The sequence below is a fragment of the Stieleria tagensis genome, from assembly GCF_024129865.1.
Lineage (GTDB): Bacteria > Planctomycetota > Planctomycetia > Pirellulales > Pirellulaceae > Stieleria > Stieleria tagensis.
Window position 1 is genome coordinate 1 of record NZ_JAMYFE010000057.1, and the last position, 19557, is coordinate 19557.

Consider the following 19557-nt stretch of genomic DNA (forward strand, 5'->3'; position numbering starts at 1 on the left):
TCGACCATGACAGTGCTTTTTAGATCGGGCTCGTCCGCTTGCGACGTCGACGTGGTATCGAAGCCGTCACTAGGATGACCGCCAGTCCGGCAAACGTTGCCGGCTCGGGGACTGCTGTTGCATTAATTCGTAGGCGTCCGAATGCTTTTGGGGTGCCAAAAGGTGTCGTGTCGTTCGCTGAAATGTAGGCGTTCTGCGAAAACGAAATGTCCAAGCGTTCCACCCCACCCAAACCATCATAGGCGATGTCGTTCACCGTAAATTCCGCCATCAATTCATTCAGACCACGTCCCTTCGCCGAAAAATCAAAACCGGCGAATCCAGGGGGTTGGAAAGGTGAACGGCGGGCTTGAAATGAATCGCCGATCTGAAGCAGTGAACCGTCGTCTGATTCGACAGTGACGGCGTAGAAGTTGCCTGGCATCCCGGTCTCATCGATCAGTACATCAATGGAATTGTCGCCGCGAAGAAAGACGCGAAAGCGAGCGATGTCGTCTCCTACGACAACCGATTCTCCTTGAGTCACCGTCTCATTTGCGTGTCCCCGATAGACCAAGCCGGTCGATCCTGAAAAGAGCGGGAGAGCATCAAAGGGATCTTCGTAGTATTCCGTGACCTCAATGATGGGTGGCGCTGAGCTGAGGATTTGTGAGGTTCCTTGAGGAAAGGTTGACTGCACGGTAGCGCCAATGTGGCTCGCACCACGATTGATTGTCTCACGAAGCTCGGCACCAACCGAGAGGCTGACGTCGACTCCTGTTCCTGAGGCGGAATTGTAGCTGAATTCAGGATAGGTCCGTTGTGGATCTCGGACCGCCGGATTGGAAATGTCGGCAGCACCAATGACACCATCGGCTTCATAAAAATTCACTGCGACATTGCGACTGCCCGCAGGGTCTTGAGCTTTGCGATCCACGCGAACCCGATACTCGGCTGCAAAAATCCCATCTGCATTGAGTCCCTGTAGCGAATGCTCCGAGAGTGCCGCACCCACTCGGTTCTCACTATCCCCGGCGAACGTCGCTCGATAAAACACGTCGGCGTCTTCAGTGAAAATGGGCATCAAGGGCGATTGATCCAAGTCCAATTCGATCCCTTTGAAGTCTGACGTGTCGAGCTCGACAGCGGTTTGAGCCAAGGCACTGCCCTGCGACAGGCTCAACAGGAAACCGCAGATAAGGGGCGCGACACAGCCCTGCCATATTCGGAATCGCGACTCAGCCCCACCGTCAAACAACAACATTTTCATCATCTTGCTCCACCGCTATTGACGCCAGAATGAAAAGACCAGTCGCAAAGAATCGATGTACATGATAGCCACCTGTACACTCGCCCGGGGAAAGGTCAGAGGTTTTTTGGAAACTTGTTTTGCCTGGCTTCTCGACTGCGTCAGATAGCACAAGGCCAGGAAATCGGTCGTTCAGTCCCCATTGATCAACGAGAAACAGGCCGTCTGCCTTTCGCCAGATGAACTCTTGTCTCGTTCGTGATTGAACTGGTGTGAGATGAGAATAAATCTCTGCACACCTGCGTCACCCATCGCCAGCAAAGAGGTTGCGATTGCGATCGCGACCAGCCCAATTGCAAAAACGAAAAGCAAGCCTTCAGGAAGATTGGAGAAATTCGAAGGAAGCGAAACCGTCGCGGTGATCGCACCGAAGGCGACGGCGAATCCGAGGACAAGTGTGAGGACAGTTCGAAGCGAAAAAACCATGCTGCGGTAACTTCCTATTCTCTTCTTAGTTCAATAAAACCCCTTTCCCCTTTTTGTGGATCCCATACGAGTCGTGTCAGATAGATGCCACGCGGGTCGCGGCCTCGCCATTGATAGGCGACCAAGTAATCATTGCCTTGGTGTGTGACAATTTCAGGTGCCAATCGTTTGAGAGGATCTTTCGGTGCGAGTTGCGCGATTGGGGGACCCGACCATTTCAATGGATCGCTGGAGCGAAAGACGTTGAGTTGCTCGAAGCGATAGTAGAAGCCACCGCGTTTGATCACGAGCGGACTTTCCGCGTACACAAACGTATAACCCTCGGCGGGCGGAGTGATGGGTGGAATCTCGACTGCCACATCGCTCCATGGTCCCTGCAGATTTTCTGCGGTGCGCGCGCGTATCGTGTGATCGCGGGTGGCGGGATTGATTCCTTTTTCCGGTGAGGTGTAGTAAGCGATCCACTTTCCGGAACGCTTGCGATCATCCAGGATGCAAACGTCGCGGCCCATCGGGAAAATCGCTTCCTTGCCCACGGGATCAAACTTGGTCCCGTCCTCGCTGGTCAACAGATGCCCACCGCGACTGTTGTAAAACAGGAAGTGCCGACCGGCATCGGAGACGTGGAAGGGTGCCTGCACCGTGCCTTCGGCATGATCCCAGTCAGGTCTCGATGACAAAAAAATTCCTTCCGGCTTCCAGTCTTCTTGCAGCAGTTCAGCGCTGGACCAACGATACAGCAACCGTGTGCCGCCTGGATGAGTGGTGTGCCGAATGCACGCAATCAATTGCCACCGTCCGTCGTCAGCCCGAAACACGGTGAAATCAACGGGCTCGGCACTGTCTGACGCCCACCTCTCAAGCGACGGTCGCCCAACCAGTTTCACCCATGACCCGTCAAGGCGAGGCATCAACGCAGTGACTGCGCCCGCCTGGGGCGAAATTTCTGTTCGTCCACTTTCTTGTTCTTGAGAAAAAACGTGAAGAGGAACCAGGCATGTCGTGATCGCAAAACAGACGATCCATCTTACGAGGAAGCAACCACCGGGGCTTAGAAACGAGGCGTTGGTCATTTCGGTCTCTCCAGTGTCGGTAAAATCGAGATCTGTGCCTCCTCTGGCAGCTGCCATCATACAACGCACGAAGCACGACTTCACCAAAACAATTCGCAACAACGCAGCCCCAATGGAACCATGGTCAGTCACCCGTCGGATTCATGCACCGTCGCAGAATCTGGATGCTGGTTTCATGTTCTGTTCCAAGCAGAACAATGGCAACCAAATCGCCGCTTGATTCAGCGTGAAGTATCGTGATCTGTTTCTGAACAGAGGTGAATTTGTAAGTTAGATGCGTCGACAGAATGGCGGCTAGGTCTCGCGAAATGCCTTCGCGACTGTGCTGTTCTGCTTTCGCAAGTTGATTGAACGTTACGAGCGCTTCGGGGATTTCTGAACCGCCAAGCCGATCTGAATACCATTGCACGATGTCTGCAAAACTAGCGACGTCGGCTTGGATGACTCTACTTGTGCCTGTCGAGACTTTCCTTCCCTGGGACTGCACGTAGGTGACGCTCATCGCCAGCGACTTTGGATCGACTTTTGTGGGAGAATTTGAAATGGAAACCGGATACATCCAAGATTCGCATTCTTCACCTGGTGCCGCCGTGCCAAGAGCTGATTCATCTTTGGCCCTTAGATTATCCGATCGAGCCCCTATGTGATCGTGAAATGCCAACCGCGCCGCGTGGACTGGGAAAGCACCTGGGACGGTGAATCGCACAGTCTGCGGCAATGTCATTTCTAGGTCGGGAACAGTCGGCGCTTCACCCATAGCGAGGTGATGCAACGCAGCGAGACCGATGAGAACGAAACAGATTCGCATAGGGGAGGCTCCGCTTTGAATGTGGGAATCTGAGAGTAGCAAATCGGACTCTACACGTCATTGGCAATGCGGCCTAACGGATGTTCTGGCGAATTCGCTTTGACGCACTGGGGTTGGAGGGGGGGAGGATTCTCCGTTGAACTGGCGCATGCGGGGCTTGATCGGGATTTTGGTTACCGGTGGGATTTGACGTGTGAAGTGCGAACGATAAGACTGCCTTGCGCGATGCGCCGACTGTCGTCGGAAACATTGACACGATCACCTGTCAGCCCGAATTCCAACGTTGAGACTGAGCATGAATTCATTTGTTGCCCAAACGCCCATTGGTGCTGGAATGATCACGCGTCGTTCGTTCCGCCGACAACTGCGAACCGTAGGTTGCAGTCGATCGGTTTGGGCACTCGCCGGGTTGTTGATGCAATTGTGGTGCGTTTCTGCAGTGCTTGCGGAGACAGCCACCCCGCCAAACATCGTTTTGATTTTGGCCGATGACATGGGCTATGGCGACCTCGGATGCATGGGCAGCCAAACACTGAGAACACCTCACTTGGATGCATTGGCGAAGTCGGGGGTGTTGTGTCGCCAGGCCTATGTGACCAGTTCGGTCTGTTCGCCGTCGCGCGCCGGGTTATTGACCGGTCGTGATCCGCGCCGTTTCGGCTACGAAGGCAATCTGAATGCTGCGGCGGCAAACTATGCGACACGGCCGGAGCTATTGGGACTTTCGACCAGCGAAAAAACATTGGGCGATCAGCTTCGCAGCGCCGGTTACAGCACGGCGCTGATTGGCAAATGGCATCTCGGAAGTACCAGTGGCTTTCATCCTAACGAACGCGGTTTTGATCATTTTTGTGGCATGCTCGGTGGCAGTCACAACTATTTCCCAGCCGAAATCAATCACTCGATCGAGCGGAACGGCAATCGGGTCGACGCGTTCTCCAGTGACTATCTGACGGACTTTTTTACTGATGAAGGTTTGCGGTTCATCGATCAAAGCCGACAAGTCGAACCGGATCAGCCTTGGTTTGTGTTTTTTTCCTACAACGCGCCCCACACGCCGATGCAAGCGACCGAAGATGACCTGGCGCAGTTCACGGAGATTGAAAGTCCCAAGCGGCGAACCTATGCCGCGATGATGTTGGCGCTCGATCGCGGCGTCGGTCGAATTCGCCAGCACCTGGAGTCGACCGGCCAGTGGGAGGACACGCTGTTGGTATTCTTTTCGGACAATGGAGGTGCGACTAGCAACGCCAGTTGGAACGGTCCGCTGAGCGGGGCCAAAGGCTGTTTGCGCGAAGGCGGCGTGCGAGTGCCGATGATCTGGAGTTGGCCTGCAAAGATCCCTGCCGGGACGACTTGCGACGCGGTGATCAGTTCGCTGGATTTATTGCCAACCTTCATGGCTGCGGCCGACGCAGAATTGTTACCGCTCTCTGATCCACGGCCACACGAGCATGCCGCCAACCGCCGGCGAATGATTGAGCTAGCCGGCGCGCATGACGGCATGAATGTGATGCCCCAGTTATGTGACGCCGCGATCAATCCGCCACGAACATTGTTCTGGCGTTTGCAAGGACAGGCCGCGGTTCTAAATGGTAGCGAGAAACTGATTCGCCCCTCGCATCGCCCCGCACAACTGTTTCGGCCAGCCGGCGATGTTGCGGAATCGGATGATTTGGCCGCCCAAGAAACCGAACGACTTCAAGAGTTGTTTGCCCTGCTAGGCCGTTGGGAATCAGCTTTGGCGACGGTGCCATTGTGGGGGTCGTCGCCGTTTTGGTGGGGTGATTCGGCCAAGATCTACGACACGTGGCAGCCACGACCGGAACCGGAAACACCCTAACGCCAAGCCGAGCCCCCGTGGTGCCGGCGTGTTGCATAGAATACCCAGCCTTCCGTCACGAATCCCACCTTTGACGAGTCATTTTTGGATGCGCTACACAGCACTGCTCTCTCTGTTCTTAGGCCGCCCACGGTCGCTGGCCCCGTTGTTGCTAGGTCTGACGATCGCCGCGGCGAGCTCTCCCATCGCCGCCGCTGAACCGGTGGATTTAGTCATCTATGGCGGCACCTCCTCGGGCGTCGCCGCCGCCGTGCAAGCCAAGCGAATGGGGCTGTCGGTTGTTTTGATCGAACCCACGCAGCGTCTCGGGGGGCTGACGACCGGTGGTTTGGGGCAGACAGACATTGGTAACAAATCTGCGATCGGTGGTATATCGCGAGAGTTTTATCGGGACATCGCAAAGCACTACGAAAACCCCGAGGCCTGGAAGTGGCAGAAACGCGAGCAGTATCGTGGCACCGGGCAGTCCAAGACCGCTGCCGGGGAACAGACGATGTGGACGTTTGAACCGAGCGTCGCGCTGGCTGTCTACCAGCAATGGATTCAAGATGCCGGGATCGACGTGATCTATGGTCAACGATTGGATCGCTCAGCCGTGATGATGACACGCAGCAGGCCGGCGCGGATCATGGCGATTCGGATGCAGTCGGGCGAGACCTACCGGGGCAAGATGTTCATCGATGCAACCTACGAAGGCGATTTGCTGGCCGCCGCGGGCGTCAGTTACACCGTCGGTCGCGAAGCCAATTCGCAGTACGGTGAAACCCTGAACGGGGTGCAAACGAAAATGGCACGTCATCACCAACTCAGTCGCGGTGTGGATCCATACGTCGTTGCCGGCGATCCCAGTAGCGGTCTATTGCCTCACCTGGATCCGACCGGACCTGGGGAAGAAGGCGGCGCCGATAAACGTGTTCAAGCTTACTGCTTTCGTATGTGTCTGACGGATCATCCGGAGAATCAGATTCCGTTTCACAAGCCCGAGGGGTATCGCGCGGAGTGGTATGAACTGATGCTTCGCAATTTCGAAGCCGGTGAGAGCAGTGCACCTTGGATCAATTCGGCCATGCCCAATCGCAAGACCGACACCAACAACCGCACCGGTTTCTCCACCGACTTCATCGGCCAAAATTACGACTATCCCGAAGCCAGCTACGAACAACGTGAACAGATCGTTGCCCAGCATTTGCTCTATCAACAGGGTTTGATGTGGACCTTGGCCAATCATCCTCGTGTCCCCGCCAATGTTCGTCGCGAGGTTTCACGGTGGGGAATGACCAAGGACGAATTCACCGAAGGCGATGGCTGGCAAGGTCAGCTCTACATTCGAGAAGCGCGGCGGATGGTCAGTGACTATGTGATGACGCAGAAAAATTGCCAGGGATTGGAGATCGATGATCCGATCGGTTTAGCGGCTTACACGATGGATTCGCACAACCAACAGCGCTATGTTGACGCCGACGGTCATGCCCGCAACGAAGGCGACGTGCAGGTGGGCGGTTTCTCGCCCTACGGAATCAGCTATCGATCGATCGTTCCGAAACGCAGCGAAGTGTCCAATCTATTGGTGCCGGTTTGTTTGTCGGCATCTCACATCGCATTTGGTTCGATCCGAATGGAGCCGGTGTTCATGGTGCTGGGCCAATCGGCTACCACCGCGGCGGCGATCGCGATCGAGACCGAGTCGAGTGTTCAGGACGTTGACTATGAACAACTGGCTGAGCGTTTGTCGGCTGACGGCCAGGTGCTGGCGTACCAAGGCCCCAAGAAAACGCCGGGGATCAAGGTCACGGAGTTATCGGGGATCGTCGTCGACAACGGCCAGGCGGTGACCCAAGGCGGTTGGGTCAGTAGTTCGTCCTCCCAGCCTCGGGTGGGCGAAGACTATTTGCACGACAACGACTCCGGCAAGGGCGAGTGCATTGCAAGCTACACCGCAACGCTGCCAGCCGCCGGGAACTACCGCGTGAACCTGCTTTGGCCGCCGTTTTCCAATCGCTCCAGCAACACCCAAGTCACTGTGGTTTCGCAGGGGGGGGAGCGTCATGTCATTCGGGTCGACCAGCGTGATAGCAAGTCAAAAGGACGCGTCTTGATTGGTGAGTTTCAGTTTGGTACCAAAGCAACCGTCGAAATCAGCAATGCGGATTCTGATGGTCACGTGATCGCCGACGCCGTGCAGTTTGTGGCCATACCCAATGCTGTTCCGGCCCAGTAAAGTGAATTGAGTGCTTGACGAATTCCGCCGTCGACGTGGTGACCACCCGTCGACGTGGATTGCCAATTCATTCGCATCGGAAACAACACGATCGATACTTTTTTGAACCTCTTGCGCGCCTTGGTGCGTGAGCCATCCGTTGTCGGCGTCGAAGATGCTTTCTTTCGTGTGTTAAGACGCGAACTGGAAGAATACCCCGTCAAAGTGACTCGCTATCACGGGTTGCTAGTCGCCCAGGGCAGTGCCCCGCACAGCATCTATCTGTCGGCGCATGTGGATCGCCACGGGCTACTATGCACCGGCCCGAATGAGTTCCAGTACGCGGCGTTTATCGCGGGGAATCGTGGCGAGTTGAACGGCGATTCGATTTCCGAGCAGTTCATGGAATTGGTGGCCGGACGATTTCGCGGTCAGCGAGTCCAGGCACACAGTCCTTTTGTGGGATCATATTTGGGCGCCGGGCAGATCACCGAATCCTATGTCTGTCCGCGTCGCAAGAACCTGATTTTTGAAATCGAGGGGTTGGAGTTTTTACAGCCGGGAACGCCGGTTTCATTTTTCGATCGACTGCAAGAAGCCAACGGTCGAATCGCGGCGCAATTGGACAATGTGATTTCAGTCGCGATGATGGTGGAACTGATTCGGCTGGGTTTCAAAGGCACGGCCATGTTCACTGCCGGCGAGGAATCGGCGCGCAGTTGGCGGTTTGCGGCCGAGTGGTTTCGTCGACACGATATTCAAACCGATCGCTTGATCGTGTTGGACACCAGTCCGTTTCCGACGCTGGAGGATCTCGATGCTCAAGATGTGGTGCTGCGTCACCAAGATGCTAATGCGGAATTCGATCCAGACCTGACCGAACACGTTCGACAAACCTGTGACGCGTTGAAGATCAGTTACCGGTACAAGGACCGTTATGTTCAGGAACAAAATGAAACACGTGAAAAGAAGTCATCGCTCGGACGGACGGAATTGGGGCGGCTGATTAACGCGACGCATCATGAAATCACTGGCACCACTTTACAGCTGCCAACCACGTCGTATCACACGGCAACCGAGACAGCCAAATTGACCAGTGTCGCAGCGATGCTACGCTTGTTGGCGAATCTTTGTCAGCTGCCCAAGCCTTGATCACTGCGTGTGTACGGCGATGCATCTGATTCGGGCACGACCATTCGTTGTCTGAGATCTAACAGATCGCCTAACAATTCCTGGCAGCGCTGGGATTCGTTCTGACGCGCCTGGTTCATCAGCTCCATTGCCGGCTGCGTCAATGCGGGAAAGCCAACGGTTCCGCCGGCTCCCTTCAACCAATGCGCCTCGTTTTCCAAGTCCGAAAATCGCATGGATTGGACCATCGAGAGCATGCCCAGTAGTCGCACGTCGAGTCGTTTGACAAAATCGATTGCAATTTCGCGGTACTCCGGATCGTCCATCGGCAGGGTGCAATGGATCGGCGCACCCAGATCGATGGTGTTCGTTTCCAGGTCGTCAGTCTGTTGGGGATCGTCGATTTCAGACAGATCGCTGGCCGGAGGCTGGGATCGCTTCAGCACAAAACAAAAGGGGATAAAACACACCGGGCATAGAAACGCCAGCAGTCGCCAGACCGCCTGGTCGGCGTCCGCCAGTTCGCGATCGGCAAATGCGAGTTGCAGGTTTCCCCAGGGTTGCCCGAAGCGATAGACCGGGGCTGTCAGGTTGGATTCGCTGTGTCGGGGGTCATCCGACCAAAGCAAGTGATGACCGGGAGTTGCAAACCGGAAATCACCCTCCGGATTGAGCAACCCTGCCGATTCGAGGCTGCGATTGCGTTGAACCAATGCCTCCACCGTCGACTGGAAATCAGCAGCGTCTCCATCGACGACCATCGCAGTACCGCTGACAGCCAGCGATTCGCACAGCGAAACACGACCTTGGATCAGTTGCTGTTTCCCCGAGGGGACCAACCCGAGTTCAAAGGCCAGCAAAACAACGCCAGCCAGAATGCCGACCAGCAGGATCGCCAAATGGAAACGGATCGGGATGCGAGTGGAAAAATTCAGCATCGGTGCTTGGCGACAAACATTCAAACGGGCACGCGGCGTGGACGTGGGACGAGATGTCTGGCTGGAAGCCACTGTTGCTTGGCCCCGTACTGATCCCTCGCTCTGATTTAGCATCGGATGTTTGGATTTCGTCCGATCAATTTCGATCGGTCAGTCGGGCGATGGTTTCGGTGTTGCCAGCGGCCAAGGGCGTTGTGCAAGGATCAGTCGATCGTTGTCAATTGTGACGGTCGCTCCACTGGCAAGGTTCCTGTGGGATCGGGGGCCTGCAACCGCGATTCCCAACCCGGCGGGTTGGTTTTGAAGCCAGCGCTTTCGTGTGAGGCATTGGTTTTTGGAAATCCGAAGCGTCAGCGAGGGATCCCGATAACACGCTGAATCCCTCGTTGACGCGTTTTGAGGCCAGCGCTAATCAGCCTTTTCAACTCAAATAGACCGGCAAATTGCCGCTTCGATCGTTTCACTCTTCCTTGGGAGAGTCGGCCTCTCAGGGCCGGAGAGGGGCGCGCCGAGAACCCTCTCCGGCCGCTTGGACGTCGGACTCTGCCGCGCGGCGGGCGAGTGAATCACGAAAGCGCTGGCTTCAAAACGGACGCGTCTTGGTTGTGGTGAAAAACGCAGGTTCAATCCGTGCGAGGCGGGGGCGTTCACTCGCTCGCGTGTCGCGATGGTCTTCGATCGGCTCGGTCGCACTGTTGCAGCTGGCGTTGTTGTTCGAAGAGCACGATTCCGACGGTGGTTGCCAGGTTCAGACTGCGCACTTGCTCGCTGGTCGGCAACCGCAGGGCATGGGGGTCGCCTGGGCCGACGATTTCGCGTGGTAGTCCGGCGGTTTCCCGACCAAACACAAAACAGTCACCGGCCTGGAATTCGACGTCCCAGAGAGTGCGTGTGGCGAAGCGTGAGAAGAAAAACGTTCGCTCGGGCGGCATCCGCTGCGCGATGTCGTCCCACTGGTCGACGGCTTCCAAATCCAGGTGTTTCCAATAGTCCAGCCCCGCGCGGCGGACTCGTTTGTCGCTGAAATCGAAGCTCGCCGGTCGGACAATCCACAGCTTGGCTCCGACCGCGACGCAAGATCGGCCGATGTTGCCGGTATTTTGTGGGATCTCCGGCTGATACAGCACGACGTGTGCGATCGGGGTGGAATCGGCGGAGCGGCCGGCCAGGTTGACTGGGGTGGGCTGGTGCTCGGGAGCGGGCTGATCCGACTGTTCAGGCTGATCTGGCGGTGGGGGCGACTGGGCTGACATGGCTTGGGAATCGCGGTGCGGTGAGAAAACGTTGCCCTTGGATCACTAGCTTGGCAAAGCATTGCGTCCGGGGGCGCCGAAGGGTTGCAAAAGGTCTTGGTGACGTGAGAAACTATCGCTACATCATGACTGATTGCCGGTCGAATTCAGCCGGTCGTCCCACTCTTTTTTACTGCCTCGCTCTTCGACTCGACTGGGCCGGCCCCTGGCTGGTAGAGATCTCGATTCATGCCGATTCAAGTTACGTGTCGCCATTGTCTGAAGCGTTTCCAAGTAAGCGACAAATTCGCCGGCAAGACGGGCCCCTGTCCGAATTGTAAGAAACCGATCGAAATCCCTGCGATTGACGAGCAGGTTGTCATCCATGCCCCCCAGGATGACTCGCCCAAGGACAGCACCGGAACCAGTGTCCTGAAGCCGGTCGTTCGCAAAGAAACCGATGTCACCAAAGTCGGTTTGTTCATCACGCTTGGCACCATTGCCGCGGTGTTTGCATTTGCGTTTGCACTGCGGTTTATCGAACAGACCGACATCGCGATGTTCATCGCCCAATTGTTGGGGCTGGTTGTTTTGGCACCCCCACTGGTCTGGGCCGGGTACACGTTTCTGTACGACCAAGAACGCGAGCCCTATGTTGGCCCTGAACTGCGCAACCGGGTGTTGATCTGTTCGGCGATCTTTGTGGTGCTGTGGTGTGTCTACGCATTTGTGCCGACCTACGTGTTCGAGCTCAATCAGCCCGCCGAGATGTCGTACGCGGTGTTCGGCATCACACTTTGTGTGATGATCGCCTTGGGGGCACTGGCGTCGGCCGGCACATTCGAACTGGAATACTTTAGTGGAGTGATTCACGCGGGGCTGTATTTCATCGTGATTGTCTTGCTGGCGTTTACCAGCGGTGTGACGTTGGCCGGACTTCCCACCGAGCTGATGCCGTGATTGAGCTTCCCGAGTTGGATTTGCTGTATCGTGCGGGTGCCGATACAGGGTCGTTGATTCGCATTCCGCCGGCTGATTCGATCCCATTGACCGATCGTGTGCGGCGGATCTTGGACACTGCGGCGGTTCGACGACTGGCGGGAATCAGCCAGTTGGGAATGGTGGCGTTGGTCTATCCCGGAGCGATGCACACGCGGTTTGAGCACACGTTGGGTGTGTATCAGAATGCGCTGCGTTTGTTGGCACGATTTCTCGGTGACCCCCTGGCATCGCAATGGTTAGACGAAAAGAGCTGTGACGCCTTTCTGGTCGCAGCATTGGTTCATGATCTGGGACACTGGCCGTTTTGTCATCCGATCGAAGACATGCAGCTGGATCAACTGCCGCGTCATGAATCACGTGTCGGCCAACTGTTGCGCGACGGCGAACTGGCGGACTGTTTAACCCAGGATTGGCGCTGTGACGCGGAAGACATCATCGGGTTACTGGATCCGGCACACGCGGCTGCACAAACAAACTGCCAAGCAACAACGTTTTTGGCGAGCTGTTTAAGCGGTCCGATCGATATCGACAAATTGGATTACCTGCAACGTGACAGTCTGCATTGCGGAGTTGATTACGGACGCAACTTTGATGCCGGCCGATTGATTTCATCGCTGGTCGTTGATCCGGTGACCGGGCACCTGGCTGTGGGCGAAAAAGGGCGCACGGCAGCCGAGATGATGGTGTTCGCCCGGTACATCATGTTCAGCGAAGTCTATTGGCATCATGCCGTTCGCTCGGCCACTGCGATGCTGCAACGCAGCGTCTTTCTGCTGCACAATCGAGTGGATCTGCAGGCGACGTTGTCGATGACCGATGCCGATTGGATCGCCAGGCTACGCCGCGCCGGACAAGGCAGCCTGGCTGAACCGATGATCGAAGGGTTGTTCGGTCCGCGCCGGCAGCTGTTCAAACGAGTCGCCGAATTCAGTGTCCTGGGCGGTATCGAAATCCATCAACGGCTTGCGAGACGACCCTATTGGTGGCTAGTCGGACTGTGTGAAATCCTGGCGGATCGAATCAGTCATTGCAGCGGCGTGGCCGTCGCGCCGGCTGACCTGTTGATCGATGCACCGCCGGTTAAATTGGAAGTCGACATCAATACCACAGTGCTGTTGACTGACGGGCGCGCCGCCAGTTTGGGTGACGTTTCACCCGTGGTGGCTGTGTTGGCCAAAGAACAATTTGACAACTACGTCAAACGTGTTCGCATTTTTGTTCGACCGGATTTGCGACAGGAACTCCGTCAACATTATTCAACTTCAGATCACTGGTCTCAGCTGTTGATCGAATCCGCGGACCAGGCGGAAAAGGAATGGGCATGAACCAAGAATTCACTCTCAATGCAATGCGAACCATCGTCTGTCAGGATGCACAGGGTGCGGCAAAAACCGTGGCGGGCCTGATTGCCGATCAGGTGCGACAAAATCCGAAAAGTGTTCTGGGGTTGGCCACCGGCGGGACCCCTGTGGCGACCTACCAGGTGCTAATTGAAATGGCACGCCGCGGCGAAGTCGACTTTCGCCAGGTCACTTCGTTCAATCTGGATGAATACATTGGGCTAGCCGGCGACCATCCGCAAAGCTTCCGCGCGTTCATGGACGAACAACTGTTTGGGCAGATCAACATCCCCATCGAGCAGACGTTTGTTCCAGATGGTTGTGCGAGCGACATCGATGCCTCTTGTGCGCGGTACGAAGCGATGATTCGCGATGCCGGTGGAATCGATATGCAACTGCTGGGAATCGGGCACAACGGGCACATTGCGTTCAACGAGCCGGGATCGGAATTTGATAGCCGAACGCGGCAGGTCGAATTGACCGCCGAAACGATCGACAAGAACGCTCGCTTTTTTGACTCGCCCGACCAAGTGCCGCGGCACGCAATCACCATGGGCATTGCCACCATTCTGGACGCACGTCAGATCGTGTTGTTGGCCACCGGCGCGGGGAAAGCCGACGCGGTTCGCAACATGCTGGCGGGCCCGGTCGTTGCGGCACACCCCGCATCGTTACTGCGCAATCACAGTCACGTCACCGTGGTGCTTGATCCGCCCGCTGCTGCCGCGGTTACCGAGTTGCAACAATAGATCTCGCTAGGAATTCATCCTTGGCGCTGCTACGGGGAAAACAAAATGAACGTTCCAACGCATCCCAGTGCGACGGCACTGCATAGCCAAGTCGCGATCGTTGGGGCGGGGCCGATCGGAATCGAATTGGCCGTCGCGCTCAAGCGAGCCAATCTGACATTTCAGATTTTTGATGCCGGTTCAGTCGGCCAAACCATTTCTTGGTGGGCACCGCAAACGCGATGGTTTAGTAGCAACGAACGGATTGCGATTTGCGGGGTCCCGTTGACGACGCTGGATCAGGCGAAAGCGACGCGTGAGCAGTATTTGAACTATTTGTGCAGCGTCGCTCAGCAGTTTGACCTACAGATCCATTCGTATTCGCCGGTCACCAAGATCCAATCGGCCGGCGACCGATTTGCGGTCACCGCGAATCCTGTTGGTGGGCCGGAGGTGTATTCCGCCGAGTCCGTGGTGCTTGCGATCGGTGGCACTGATTTTCCTCGCAAGTTGAAGATCGAGGGCGAGGATCTGCCGCATGTTGACGGCTATTTACGCGAGCCCCATCGTTATTTCGGACGCCGAGTGTTGATCATCGGTGGTCGCAACAGTGCGATCGAAGCCGCACTGCGATTGCATCATGCCGGCGCCCAGGTGTCACTAAGTTATCGCGGCAGTGAATTGCCCGAGGACGGAATCAAGTACTGGTTGCTGCCGGAGATTAAGGGGCTATTAAAAGCCGGGCGGATTGCGAATTGGGTGGGTACCACTGTGCAGCAGATTCTGCCGGGGGCCGTGCGGTTACGATCGGTTCACGATGGTTCGATCACCCAGGTCGCCGCTGATGATGTATTGACGTTGATCGGGTACGAACAAGACAAGACGTTGCTGCGGTCGGCCGGGGTGCAGTTGACGGGGCCGACCGACCGTCCGGTCTATGATGAACAAACCATGCAAACCAATGTGCCGGGGATCTATGTCGCCGGCACGGCAACGGCAGGAACACAAACCAGCAAGTACAAGACCTTTCTGGAAAACTGCCACTCTCACGTGGACAAGATTGTCACGCACCTGACGGGAGATTCGGCTGCTGGCGTATCAAGAGCCTACGAGGATCAAATCACGGCTCAACCCGAAAGCTGACTCGTATCAACACGCTGAATGTGCTCGACTAGAGCGTTGATAATGGAGTCCGTTTCCATTGGCTGTGTGACCGAGATCGGAGTGATTTCTTGGAACGATCGAAACCAAGTTTCCTGCCGCTTGGCCAACTGCCGGGTATGCGTGGCAACCGCATCCTGCAGAGATTCCAGCGGCGCCGTGTCGACGTCACTGTCTTGTCCTGCGATCCAGTCAATCGTTTCCCGATAGCCAACCGCCTGAGCCGCTGTTCGCGAAAGCGGACCAAAGCGTTCCAGTAACGATCGGACTTCGTCTAACAATCCACTGTCGAACATTTGTTTGACACGTTGATTGATTCGTTGGTGCAGTTGTTTGCGATCATGCTTGATCGCAAACACGCTGCAAGAGTGTGAACTGAGCATCCGATCGAATTGAATTTGACGATGACTGAGCGGGACGCCGGTCAGTTTTGAAACCTCCAAAGCACGGATCATCCGTCGTGTATCGCCCGGCGCGATTCGTGCCGCAGACAGCGGATCGACTTGAATCAATCGATCCCTCAGGGCGTCGACGCCAAATTTCAAAACATCGCGTTCGACGGATTCACGGAACTGCCAATCCGGTGGTGGTCCGGGATCAAAGCCGCGCAAGATGGCTTTGAGATACATCGGTGTACCGCCGACAAAAATCGGACGCTTTCCACGCGAGAGCACTTCTGCGACGCAGCGATGTGCCTCCGCCAAGTAGTAGGCGACGCTAAAGTCCTGGTCTGGATCGGCCAAGTCGATCAGATGATGCGAAACCTGTTGCTGGTCAATTCGGCTGGGCTTGGCTGTTCCGATGTCCATGTATCGATACACGGCGATCGAATCGAGTGACAGGATTTCACCTTCGATTCGCTCGGCCAACTTGATCGCCAACGAACTTTTTCCCGACGCCGTCGATCCGGTCAGAACGATCGCCTGACCGACAAGCGGCGGGAATGTTGCGGGCGGCGTAGGTGCAGGCATCAAGTTGGGGAAATCGTCGAATGAGTCAAACAATCAGAAAAGTCTACAAAACCGGCAAGCTGGGTATTTGATCTCGCTGCGGAGTCGCGTTGGGGGTTTAAGTTTATGCCGATTCGGCTCGGTTGGTAAACGCGTGGTAGAATCAAACTCCATGGGTATGACATATTTCAAACGATATCGAATGGAGTTTGACCTCCGCGACTGGCATGCCGACACTCCGTCGGTCCCCAGCGGATATGAGTTGTTGTCCTACAACCCGGGTTTGATTCGAGACCATGCATTGGCCAAATTCAACAGCTTTCGCCAAGAACTTGATGCCAACGTCTTCCCCTGTCTGTCGCGCCGTGACGGCTGTTTGCACCTGATGCGGGAGATTTCTAGCCGCGCGGACTTTGTTCCCGAAGCCACCTGGTTGATCCGATATCGCCACTCAGACCCGCGGTCGGGAGCGGTTCAAACGTTGGCTGTCGGGACAATCCAAGGGTTATCGACCGAGGGCTGGGGGGCGATTCAGAACATTGGGATTGATCCCGCCCATCGTGGCAAAGGGTTGGGCTCGATTCTGATGTCGATGGCTGCCACCGGATTTCGTTCGACGGGGCTGGAACGGATGCACTTAGAGGTCACCACCGAGAACACCGGCGCCGTACGTTTGTACGAGCGGCTAGGGTTCAAACGGGCCCACGTGGTTTACAAAGCGGCCGACGTCGCTAGCGTGAAAGCGTAGCCAGCGGGACTGGATCAGTTCCGCAGGATCCACCAGATACGGCTGAGTGCTGATGGCACGCTGCCGTTGTCTTTCAAGCGTTTGGCAATGTCAGCCAAATCATCAGGAACCTTGTCGTCACCGGACAGATACACCAAGTGTTGGATCTGTTGGTCGTAATCGTCGATCGATCGTAGCCAGGAAACGGGCAATGATGAATTGTCGCTAGGGAAATCGACACTCAACTGTTGTGCCAGACTGATGGCCGGTTGGCCGTCACCGGACTGTGATGTCGAAACATTCTTGCGAGGCGCTTGAAAAATCGGCTGAGCCAGCAGGGCGGATTGTTCGTCTGGTTGCAGCAGTCCGCCGACACGGCGCATTGCAATGTCCATTCGATCCTTGCGCGACGACGAGGGTTTATCGACAGCGGCGGCAAAGGCACCGACCAGTTCCAACGCTTCGATCCGGTCGGAGTCGCTGGTCGTCAACAGGGCTTCGCCACGCAGTGCATCCGGGGTGCTCCGCCGAGCCATCGGGGATGCGATGATCAATGCCAATGTCCGAGCGACATCGAAACCGCTGGCCTGTAGGTCCGCGGCCAACTGTGTGTGCAGCTGATCAAGTTGTTGGCCACTAGGCGGTGCAAACACATCGACAGGCGATGGTTTGAGTTTGCGACCATGAACGAGTTGCCACAGCGAATCGACCAGGCTGCCGGCCAGGACACGGCTGCCGACCAGCGAATCACTCCAGCCGTTCAGTCCATCGAAATCGTTGGGGGCACCCAGCAGACGTGGACTGACATGCGGCTCCGCCAATCGCTGCCGACCATCGGGCAGTTCAAAGAACGTCGGCGCCGGATCGGTTTGATCAGCGACCGCCCAGCCGTCATCTTGCCATGTGACCGCGTTGCGAACCAAGGCGACAAACGACCAAAAATCCTCTTGCGTGCCCGAGCGACCGATTTTTGAATTGTGGCATTCAACGCAGCGCAGGTCGGCGTTCATGGTGATGTCGGCCAACCGTTTGGAAACGCCTTCAACGCCGCCATGACCGATCGATTGGTACCACTGTTTTGATTGATTGCTGGATCCATTGATCAGCGAAACCAAGGTGGTGTCGAAAGGCTGTTGGCCGCTAAATCCACGCGCAACTTCGTCGACCAAGTCAGCTTTGTCGGGTTGGGACATTGCCCACAGGTTCCGCTCGGTTGCCGAGGCCAACCAGTGTTTGGCAAGTTCTTTCGCCTGGGTCGGTTGAGCTAAGGCGCGATGCAGACGTTCGGGGTCGGACAACACATCACCTGCCAACACGATACCGAGTTGATCTTTCAATCGTGCGGTGATCTCGTGATTGGGAGCGTCCGGTGTCGGCGTGATCCCCAACTGGTTCCAGTATTCGCGTGCCGTCGCGGCGGTTTCAGCGGCGACCAGCGTGAGTGGGTCAGCGGTGGTGGACCGTGGTGTAGCGACGGGGTTTTGACCACGACCAGGGGCATTGCCGATCCCGTGTTCGGTCTCGGTGGCTGGGACATCGTTGCTAGCGATTCGGGGCGAATCCAAGGGGATGCCACGCAGCGGACGACGCGGCGACGGTGTTTCCGGCGTTGAGGGTGAATCGGTTACCGCCACACTGGAATCGGTTGATTCAGTTGGTGCACCGGTTGCAGGTTGTGGTGCCGGAATGTTTTTGGTCGGATTCTCGGCGACAGAGTTCAGGCCCGGTGCGTTTAAGCCTGGTGCGGATTCATCTTCAGGCGTGTTACCGGCAGGGCCCAGCCAAACAATCGCAGCCAAGCTGGCGGCGATCGCGACGGCCACCGCAAAGGCTCGCGTCGGAGCGGACCAACGCGTTGGGGCTGTGGTTTGAGTGGTCGGAGTGCGACGGTGGACTTTGGTCTGCGAGAGCTGGGCCAAAATTTGGGCCGACAGATCAGGCGGACACTTGCGTTGTGCGGGGTCGCTGGGCACGAATTCAGCGAGCAATGCATCGATCATCGGATCGGCATCGTCATCCAGTTCGTGTGGTTGGTTGGGATGGGTCATGATTCGTTTACAAGCTGCAGTTTTTCTTCGACACAGCTGCGTAGTTGTTGTTTGGCTCGCTGCATCAAATTGCGGGCGCCGTGATCAGTGATCCCCAGTGCTTCGCCGATTTCGACGCGGCTGGCACTGGAATCAAATCGCATTCGCAGCGCCAGTTGTGCCCGTTCAGTTAGTTTCTCAAAACAGTGTTGGAGTGCCTCGACGGCTGCGTTTCCGGTTAAGTCCTTACCGGCCCAGCGGTCCCAGGTTTCATCGAGTAATTCAGGTTCGGCAATCGTTTGCACGCGACCGAGTTTGCGGTGTCGCGAGACCAACAGGTTGTATGCAGTTCGGCGTAGGTAGCCGGCGGTCGCACTATCGTTGTGCTGGACGAAATCGTTACGTCGCAGCACGCGGAGAAAGGTTTCTTGTGTCAGGTCGTCGGCCGTCGCATCGTCGCAGCCCAGCATTCGCAGGTAGCGCCAAACACCGCTCTGGTGCCGCACAACCAACTCGGTCGCATCCAACTCAGCAGCGCCTTCATCGCAGTCATCAAGCCGATCTTCCCCGGGTTCATTGCCAACTGGCGACGAAACATCGGATCGATCGTTTGACTGGGGTACCGAAACAGTCTTCGAGCCAGTCGAGCTTGGCGATTGACCGCCGACGCTGACATCATCCACCAA

At 56.4% G+C, this 19557-nt stretch carries 17 protein-coding genes; 8 read left to right on the top strand and 9 right to left on the bottom strand.

The window, feature by feature from the left end; genetic code table 11:
- Positions 1–19: 19 nt before the first annotated feature.
- The 4 genes from NHH03_RS14155 to NHH03_RS14170 all read right to left on the bottom strand — a co-directional run bounded on the left by NHH03_RS14155 (position 20) and on the right by NHH03_RS14170 (position 3346).
- Entirely contained in the window at positions 20–1252 is a 1233-nt protein-coding gene (locus NHH03_RS14155) for a hypothetical protein (protein ID WP_253157154.1), read from the bottom strand.
- A gap of 168 nt (positions 1253–1420) precedes the next feature.
- Positions 1421–1714 (bottom strand): hypothetical protein, encoded by a 294-nt coding sequence (locus tag NHH03_RS14160; protein WP_253157157.1) that lies wholly within the window; start codon positions 1712–1714, stop codon positions 1421–1423.
- 14 nt (positions 1715–1728) lie between these two features.
- Positions 1729–2532, bottom strand: coding sequence for a hypothetical protein (locus NHH03_RS14165; protein WP_253157158.1), 804 nt, complete (start codon positions 2530–2532; stop codon positions 1729–1731).
- 379 nt (positions 2533–2911) lie between these two features.
- Positions 2912–3346, bottom strand: a complete 435-nt coding sequence (locus NHH03_RS14170; RefSeq protein WP_253157160.1) for a hypothetical protein — start codon at positions 3344–3346, stop codon at positions 2912–2914.
- Between the two features lie 544 nt (positions 3347–3890).
- Between NHH03_RS14170 and NHH03_RS14175 the strand changes: the two genes are divergently transcribed.
- The 3 genes from NHH03_RS14175 to NHH03_RS14185 all read left to right on the top strand — a co-directional run bounded on the left by NHH03_RS14175 (position 3891) and on the right by NHH03_RS14185 (position 8787).
- Positions 3891–5438, top strand: coding sequence for a sulfatase-like hydrolase/transferase (locus tag NHH03_RS14175; protein ID WP_253157162.1), 1548 nt, complete (start codon positions 3891–3893; stop codon positions 5436–5438).
- Between the two features lie 88 nt (positions 5439–5526).
- Positions 5527–7656, top strand: a complete 2130-nt coding sequence (locus NHH03_RS14180; protein ID WP_390895567.1) for an FAD-dependent oxidoreductase — start codon at positions 5527–5529, stop codon at positions 7654–7656.
- A gap of 90 nt (positions 7657–7746) precedes the next feature.
- Positions 7747–8787, top strand: a complete 1041-nt coding sequence (locus NHH03_RS14185) for a peptidase M42 (RefSeq protein WP_390895568.1) — start codon at positions 7747–7749, stop codon at positions 8785–8787.
- Here NHH03_RS14185 and NHH03_RS14190 read toward each other — a convergent pair.
- Both NHH03_RS14190 and NHH03_RS14195 read right to left on the bottom strand, forming a co-directional pair.
- A complete protein-coding gene (locus NHH03_RS14190) occupies positions 8769–9704 on the bottom strand; it encodes an Hpt domain-containing protein (protein WP_253157174.1) in 936 nt (311 codons plus the stop codon). The two genes, NHH03_RS14185 and NHH03_RS14190, sit on opposite strands and share 19 nt — an antisense overlap.
- A gap of 647 nt (positions 9705–10351) precedes the next feature.
- The gene (locus NHH03_RS14195) at positions 10352–10957 is read right to left on the bottom strand and encodes a tRNA (cytidine(34)-2'-O)-methyltransferase (protein WP_253157176.1); all 606 of its coding nucleotides are present in this window, start codon (positions 10955–10957) and stop codon (positions 10352–10354) included.
- A gap of 228 nt (positions 10958–11185) precedes the next feature.
- On the opposite strand from NHH03_RS14195, the gene NHH03_RS14200 reads away from it, so the two are divergent.
- The 4 genes from NHH03_RS14200 to NHH03_RS14215 are packed head-to-tail and all read left to right on the top strand — an operon-like array spanning position 11186 to position 15149.
- On the top strand, positions 11186–11896 hold the full coding sequence (locus NHH03_RS14200; RefSeq protein ID WP_253157177.1) for a hypothetical protein: 711 nt from the start codon (positions 11186–11188) through the stop codon (positions 11894–11896).
- A complete protein-coding gene (locus tag NHH03_RS14205; protein WP_253157179.1) occupies positions 11893–13263 on the top strand; it encodes an HD domain-containing protein in 1371 nt (456 codons plus the stop codon). The genes NHH03_RS14200 and NHH03_RS14205 overlap by 4 nt, the downstream gene beginning before the upstream one ends.
- Positions 13260–14027, top strand: a complete 768-nt coding sequence (nagB, locus tag NHH03_RS14210; RefSeq protein WP_253157181.1) for a glucosamine-6-phosphate deaminase — start codon at positions 13260–13262, stop codon at positions 14025–14027. The genes NHH03_RS14205 and nagB overlap by 4 nt, the downstream gene beginning before the upstream one ends.
- A gap of 45 nt (positions 14028–14072) precedes the next feature.
- Positions 14073–15149 carry an NAD(P)-binding domain-containing protein gene (locus NHH03_RS14215; protein ID WP_253157183.1) on the top strand — a complete coding sequence of 359 codons (1077 nt, stop codon included), beginning with the start codon at positions 14073–14075 and terminating at the stop codon, positions 15147–15149.
- On the opposite strand, the gene miaA is transcribed toward NHH03_RS14215, so the two are convergent.
- Positions 15134–16138, bottom strand: a complete 1005-nt coding sequence (gene miaA, locus NHH03_RS14220) for a tRNA (adenosine(37)-N6)-dimethylallyltransferase MiaA (RefSeq protein WP_253157210.1) — start codon at positions 16136–16138, stop codon at positions 15134–15136. The two genes, NHH03_RS14215 and miaA, sit on opposite strands and share 16 nt — an antisense overlap.
- 151 nt (positions 16139–16289) lie before the next feature.
- Between miaA and NHH03_RS14225 the strand changes: the two genes are divergently transcribed.
- Entirely contained in the window at positions 16290–16865 is a 576-nt protein-coding gene (locus tag NHH03_RS14225) for a GNAT family N-acetyltransferase (protein WP_253157185.1), read from the top strand.
- Positions 16866–16879: 14 nt separating this feature from the next.
- Here NHH03_RS14225 and NHH03_RS14230 read toward each other — a convergent pair whose 3' ends face one another.
- Complete coding sequence (locus NHH03_RS14230; protein ID WP_253157187.1) at positions 16880–18892, bottom strand: hypothetical protein; 2013 nt, start codon at positions 18890–18892, stop codon at positions 16880–16882.
- A complete protein-coding gene (locus NHH03_RS14235; RefSeq protein WP_253157189.1) occupies positions 18889–19554 on the bottom strand; it encodes an RNA polymerase sigma factor in 666 nt (221 codons plus the stop codon). Before NHH03_RS14235 ends, NHH03_RS14230 begins: the two co-directional genes overlap by 4 nt.
- Positions 19555–19557 lie beyond the last annotated feature (3 nt).

Bases quoted from the DNA above. Each gene is read 5' to 3' on its own strand.
- NHH03_RS14155 (WP_253157154.1), bottom strand. From the start codon at position 1,252: ATGATGAAAATGTTGTTGTTTGACGGTGGGGCTGAGTCGCGATTCCGA.
- NHH03_RS14160 (WP_253157157.1), bottom strand. From the start codon at position 1,714: ATGGTTTTTTCGCTTCGAACTGTCCTCACACTTGTCCTCGGATTCGCC.
- NHH03_RS14170 (WP_253157160.1), bottom strand. From the start codon at position 3,346: ATGTATCCGGTTTCCATTTCAAATTCTCCCACAAAAGTCGATCCAAAG.
- NHH03_RS14175 (WP_253157162.1), top strand. From the start codon at position 3,891: ATGAATTCATTTGTTGCCCAAACGCCCATTGGTGCTGGAATGATCACG.
- NHH03_RS14180 (WP_390895567.1), top strand. From the start codon at position 5,527: ATGCGCTACACAGCACTGCTCTCTCTGTTCTTAGGCCGCCCACGGTCG.
- NHH03_RS14190 (WP_253157174.1), bottom strand. From the start codon at position 9,704: ATGCTGAATTTTTCCACTCGCATCCCGATCCGTTTCCATTTGGCGATC.
- NHH03_RS14195 (WP_253157176.1), bottom strand. From the start codon at position 10,957: ATGTCAGCCCAGTCGCCCCCACCGCCAGATCAGCCTGAACAGTCGGAT.
- NHH03_RS14200 (WP_253157177.1), top strand. From the start codon at position 11,186: ATGCCGATTCAAGTTACGTGTCGCCATTGTCTGAAGCGTTTCCAAGTA.
- nagB (WP_253157181.1), top strand. From the start codon at position 13,260: ATGAACCAAGAATTCACTCTCAATGCAATGCGAACCATCGTCTGTCAG.
- NHH03_RS14215 (WP_253157183.1), top strand. From the start codon at position 14,073: ATGAACGTTCCAACGCATCCCAGTGCGACGGCACTGCATAGCCAAGTC.
- miaA (WP_253157210.1), bottom strand. From the start codon at position 16,138: ATGCCTGCACCTACGCCGCCCGCAACATTCCCGCCGCTTGTCGGTCAG.
- NHH03_RS14225 (WP_253157185.1), top strand. From the start codon at position 16,290: ATGGGTATGACATATTTCAAACGATATCGAATGGAGTTTGACCTCCGC.
- NHH03_RS14230 (WP_253157187.1), bottom strand. From the start codon at position 18,892: ATGACCCATCCCAACCAACCACACGAACTGGATGACGATGCCGATCCG.